The following is a 5,204-nucleotide window of genomic DNA, read 5'->3' as shown; positions in this document are numbered from 1 at the left end:
GAGTGTCGACCCCACCACGCGTTGGATGCCCCGTTGAGTGGAATCGCCGACGGCGGAGGGGCACCGGTACAGAGTCAGCGGCGCGTTGACTGCGGTTTGGTTGTCCTCATGAAACCAGTCCTTTTCGCAATCGTAGCGTTCCCAAATCGCTTGTTGCTCGATAAACGGCAACAACTCGGTGAACGGGCTTCCGGAGATTCCGTCCTTCATGTTGCCCGTTTTGAGATAACTGTAAGGTTCACCATAAGTCGCCGCAGGCAACGCCTTGTGAACATCTTCGAACAACAACGTCGCCAATCCAATCTGCCGCATGCGATCCTGGCATTGCATCCGCCGTGTCGATTCCCGCACGGATTGGACAGCAGGCAGCAGCAACCCGATCAGGATCCCAATGATCCCGATCGTGACGAGGAGTTCGACCAGTGTGAATCCGCGTCGAGACATCAAGCGATTGCCTTGCTGCGTCGACGGTAAGCGACCGCGGCAAGTGATCCGAGTCCGAGTATCGCCATGGATGATGGTTCTGGGACAGCCGTGACGTTTAGGGAAAACGAACCGACGTTGGTCCCCATTGTGACGCCGGTCAAAACAGCCAGTGATCCAGATACCAAGAGGTCGCCATTGAGCGTGAACCCGTCGGCATTGGATGTGAACGCTGCGTTGTCGATCGTGAATGCGTCTGCTGGGAAACTAAGATTGTTGAACAACGTTAGCGTTCCCGCGTTGTTGACGAGTGAAAAGTCTCCCAGCCCAACGACACCGCCACCGTCGCGAGGATCGACTTGATGCCGAATCACTGCATCAATGCCAACCTGTTCGCCAGCTCCCCATGTCGATAGCACATTCGCGAAATCAACATCGAGGTTCGTTGTCTGTCTTGATCGCCCTGTCGGGTTGGAGACGCTTGCACCATTGATCGATGCAGAAAGTTCCACCAAGCCGGTTCCAGGAATGGTGATTGGATCCCCTCCGGTTCCAGCCAGAAGGTCAGCGGATGTGGCCGTGGTGACCCCCGTCCCATAGAACCGGTTTAATATCAGCGGGCCTCCACCACCAGAGAACAACGCGGAATTGTTGTTAAAGGTGAAAACAGCTGTTCCGCTGGTGACGACCGCCGCATGAGCGCTGGACGCGAAAACAAGAAGGCCGGCAAGAGAGAGAATCAAAGGTCGCAATGTCATGGTGTAGGTTCTTACTTCGAGAAGGGAGAAAGGGGGGTTACTGAACGTTCTTTAAATCGCGAACCATTTGTCGGAATGGTTCGTGCATGTGCATCAGCAGGCCGCTGATTTGGGGATCGGCTTTGGCGACACTGCCTTGGTCGATCGGGGGTTGTGGGTCGTATTCGGCGAACAGCTGAACGGCCGCTGCGTACTCGTCGTTGCGGAGGTCTTGGACGAGCTTCAGTCCAAAGTCCAAACCGCTGGTCACGCCCGCGCCGGTGATGCGGTTGCGGTCGATGACCACTCGCTCATCAACCGGGGTGGCTCCAAATTCGGACAACAGGTCTCGGGTGATCCAGTGCGACGTGGCCTTGTAGCCGTCCAGCAATCCGGCCGCGCCCAGCAGGACTGATCCAGTGCAAACGCTGGTCACGAAGTCCGCCCGCGAGCCACGGTTGGCGACAAATTTTCGCGTGGCGTCGTCTTTGGCCGCGTCCAAGGTGCCGCCGGTGCCACCAGGGACGAACAGGATCGTGGGAGCCTGAGGGCAATCTTCGAAGGCGATCGTGGGGCGAACTTCGATGCCTGTATCGGTCAAAACCGAATCGAGTGTCTTAGCAGCCAAGTGCACCTTCGCGCCCATCATCAGGACGAACATGTGATGCGGTCCAAACAAATCGAGTGCGGTGAATCCGGGGTAGAGCAGCATCACGATCTCCTCTTTACCGACCCAACCCGGTGGCCACTGCATCGAATCGTCGTGGACGCTCATCAGCGGTTCTTTCGCCGCTCCTTGTCCAGCACTTGGTGCAGTGGCAGCGGGATCGTCGGCTTGGACCGTGCCGGCCTGGCGAGCGAGAGCGGACGCACCCAGCACGGATGCCAGCGTCGCCGTCAGAAACTTTCGACGGTCGGCGGGCAAAGGATTGGGGGGAAGTGTCGGAGATTCAGGTTGAGGTTTCATCGAACTCGCTTTCATGCAGGGCGCTGCGGGGGCGGGGAGTGTTCCAGCCAAGCCAAACAATGTGGCGGGCCAGTGATACTGCGATGGTCGCCTTCGCAGTGCGTGACGGTGACGTGTTGAAAGTGCGGCTTCCAAGCCAGGGGCTGCATCCACTCGCGACTTTGATCGGCGACCACCACTTCGACCGAAAACGGCAATGGCGGGCCCGCGTCACTGAGCGGTGATGAGAGCAGCGGCGACAACTTCTCACGAAGCTGTTGATCCAATTGCGTTTTGTTGCCCTCTCTGTTCAGCCACTGTGGGTCGAAAGGCATCGCATCGAGCAGCACGATGCGGCGGCAGCGACTAGCCCACTCAGGATTCGCACGCAACATCTCTACCAACACGCTGGCCGAGAAACTGTGAGCGACCACATCAACCGGTAAAAAGGGGACGGGGGGCTTTTGTTCGGCGGGAGTCCTCGGCCGCGTAAAAGACCCCCGTCCCCTTTTGGTGAGTTCGGTTGACCAAAGGGCTGCAAGTGCGGGGATCGACTGGGGGACGGCGCCTTCGAACAAGCCGGGGATGGAGAGGGAGACAACGTGGGATTGTTGTCGAAGAACGTCGTTCAACGGTCCATACAGTTCGCCGATTCCAGGCAATCCTGGCAGCACGACGCTGATCGATTCGGGGGTAGGGGAGTGACTGGGGAACTGTCGCGAACAACCGTCGTTGTCTGTGGTCGAGACGCAGGCGTCGTGGATTAGGGTGGCGAGTCCGGCGATGGTGGGACGCCGGAAGATTTGTGGCAGCGTCAGTTCCACCTCGAACGCTTGTGAGATCTCGCGCGACAGCAATGCGGCGAGCAGCGAGTGACCGCCGACCAGGAAAAAGTCGTCGTCGCGGCCGAATTGTGAGTGTTCGAGTAGGTTGCTCCAGAGTTGAGCCAGCGTCGTTTCAACTGGGCCGGCCCAGTCGGTAGCCCCGTTGTCGGCGCCTTCGCTCGGATGAGCTGAATCGGCCAACGCGATGATCGCAGCGTGGTCGGTTTTGCCTCGGTCAGTCAAAGGAATGCGGTCACATCGCACCCAGCGGTTGGGACGCATCGATGGGGGCAGACTGCTGCTGATTTCAGTCCAGACACTGTGGGGTAAAGCGTCGTCGATCAGCACCAAGGCCGCTACCAAACTGGGGTTTGGTGTTCGTTGATCGACGACCACGGATGCAGCGATCACCGAGGGGTGTGTTGCGATGCGTCGGGATACGTCGCTGGGCGAAACACGCACGCCTCGGATCTTAACTTGTTCGTCAACGCGGCCTAGGAAGTGAAGTTGGCCATCGAACCCGCGTCGAACACGGTCACCGGTTCGGAAAGAATGGTTGGATCCAAACCCGCCGGAACGTTCGAGTTTTCCTTCGGTCCAGTATCCGAGGGCGACGCCAGGCCCAGCGATGACCAGTTCCCCAGGAACGCCGTCGGGAAGCACGTAGCCATCGGCATCAGTCACGAAAAGCTCCGCGCCCGCGAACGATTGTCCAAGCGGGATGTCCATCGACAGATCGCTCGGAACGACACGATGGGCCGAACAGATGATCGTGGCTTCGGTTGGTCCGTAGGTGTTCCAGAGTTCGATCTCGGGATAGCAATGCAGCCATTTCCTCGCGGCATCGAGGCGTAGTTTCTCGCCGCCGACAACAACTCGCCGAAGGTTTGGAAGAGCAAGAGTTTTGCGGTCGTCAAGCGATTCCATCCAGCGATGGAAGAAGGCAGTCGGCAAGTCGGCCAGGCTGATGCTTGCATCCACCAGCCAACGGGCGAAGCGACGGGGATCCAAGCGGCAATCTTCTGGGACCACGCAGAGTGTTGCGCCAGATCGCAAGGTTGGCAGGACTTCTTCGAGGAACAAGTCGAATTCGGGCGATGCGTACTGGGCGACTCGGTCGTCGGGGCCAAGCTTCATCAAGTTCGCAAACGCGTCGCTGTGTCGATGGAGTGAATCCTGGCTGATGACAACTCCCTTGGATTGCCCGGTTGTGCCGGAGGTCATCAGGACGCAGGCGGCTTCGGCGGGCAACGCATCTGCTTCGAGTGTTTCATGGCTGAACGTGAACGGTCGGCCGTGTCGCAATGCGGCGACGCAGCCGATCAGGGATTCAATCGAACGATCGGGCGAGAGGTGCACCAACCCTTCAGCGATGTCCGCAGCAGTTTGCTGGTGCAGTTCGGCGTAGGCCCAAGTTTGCTCGCCGGATTCAATCGCAATTTGTTTCGCGTTTTCGCGGATTTGTTGATCGAGTGATTCGCCGAAACTCTTCGGGCGAAAAGCTGGCGTAGCGAAACTCGTCATGAGTTTCGGTCTGTTCGGCGGCGCACGAAAGTCTTGACAACTCTCGCTACGAGTGGGGGTTAACTTGATTCTTGCTAGCGGCCCTTCGGCTGAGGCAGCGAATGCCTCCGCGATGCCGGTCAACTGCTCGATGACTTGTTCCGCGGTCGCTTGTTCGAACAGGTCTGTTGCGTACTCCAGTGCAATGTTGGCTGATCCATCCTGGGCCTCATTGACCGAAACGGTCCATTCAAACTTGGCCTGATCGATGACCGGCAACAGTGGTCGCAGACAGGCGTCGCCGAGTTGGAACGACTCCATCGTTTCAGGAGCATAGTTCAGTAGGACTTGGAACAGCGGCGAACGATCAAGCCGTCGTTCGGGACTGACGGCAGCCAAGATTTCGTCCACCGAGACTTCCTCGTTTGCTATCACCTCGTGCAGCTTGGTGTGACATCGGGTCAACCAATTGGCGACCGACTCGTCCGGCAGATCCTCGGGGTTTTCCAACTGCAGGACGAGCGTGCCAACAAACAGACCGATCAATCCGGTGACGTCTTGCGAGTCGCGACCGGCGTGCGGCATTCCAATTGCAAAGTCTTTTCCGCCGCTTCGCCGGTAGAGGCAGAATCGCAGGCAAGCCAGCCAAAACGCTGCTTTGGTCACGCCAATTTGCGAGCAAAGTTCGCTGATCCGTTGGTTGATGTGACTGTCCAGACGAGGGGTGTGGGTGTGTGGCGGGCCGGGGGGGGGGGGGGGGGCGGGGGGGGG

4 protein-coding genes are annotated in these 5,204 nt (G+C 58.7%); all 4 read right to left on the bottom strand.

Annotation, left to right across the window (positions count from 1 at the left end; genetic code table 11):
* A partial coding sequence (locus ACF8AM_RS07275) for a DUF1559 domain-containing protein (protein ID WP_392554989.1) occupies positions 1-444 on the bottom strand: 444 nt, incomplete at its 3' end.
* Positions 444-1,181, bottom strand: coding sequence for a PEP-CTERM sorting domain-containing protein (locus ACF8AM_RS07270; RefSeq protein ID WP_392554988.1), 738 nt, complete (start codon positions 1,179-1,181; stop codon positions 444-446). The genes ACF8AM_RS07270 and ACF8AM_RS07275, both read right to left, overlap by 1 nt.
* Before the next feature lie 37 nt (positions 1,182-1,218).
* On the bottom strand, positions 1,219-2,127 hold the full coding sequence (locus ACF8AM_RS07265) for a DJ-1/PfpI family protein (RefSeq protein WP_392554987.1): 909 nt from the start codon (positions 2,125-2,127) through the stop codon (positions 1,219-1,221).
* Positions 2,128-2,138: 11 nt separating this feature from the next.
* Positions 2,139-5,204: AMP-binding protein (locus ACF8AM_RS07260; RefSeq protein ID WP_392554986.1), on the bottom strand; the 3,066-nt coding region annotated here is incomplete at its 5' end.

The organism is Rhodopirellula sp. JB055, from assembly GCF_043100905.1.
GTDB lineage: Bacteria > Planctomycetota > Planctomycetia > Pirellulales > Pirellulaceae > Rhodopirellula.
The sequence above is the reverse complement of the archived record's forward strand: the minus strand, read 5'-3'. Positions and strand labels throughout refer to the sequence as shown.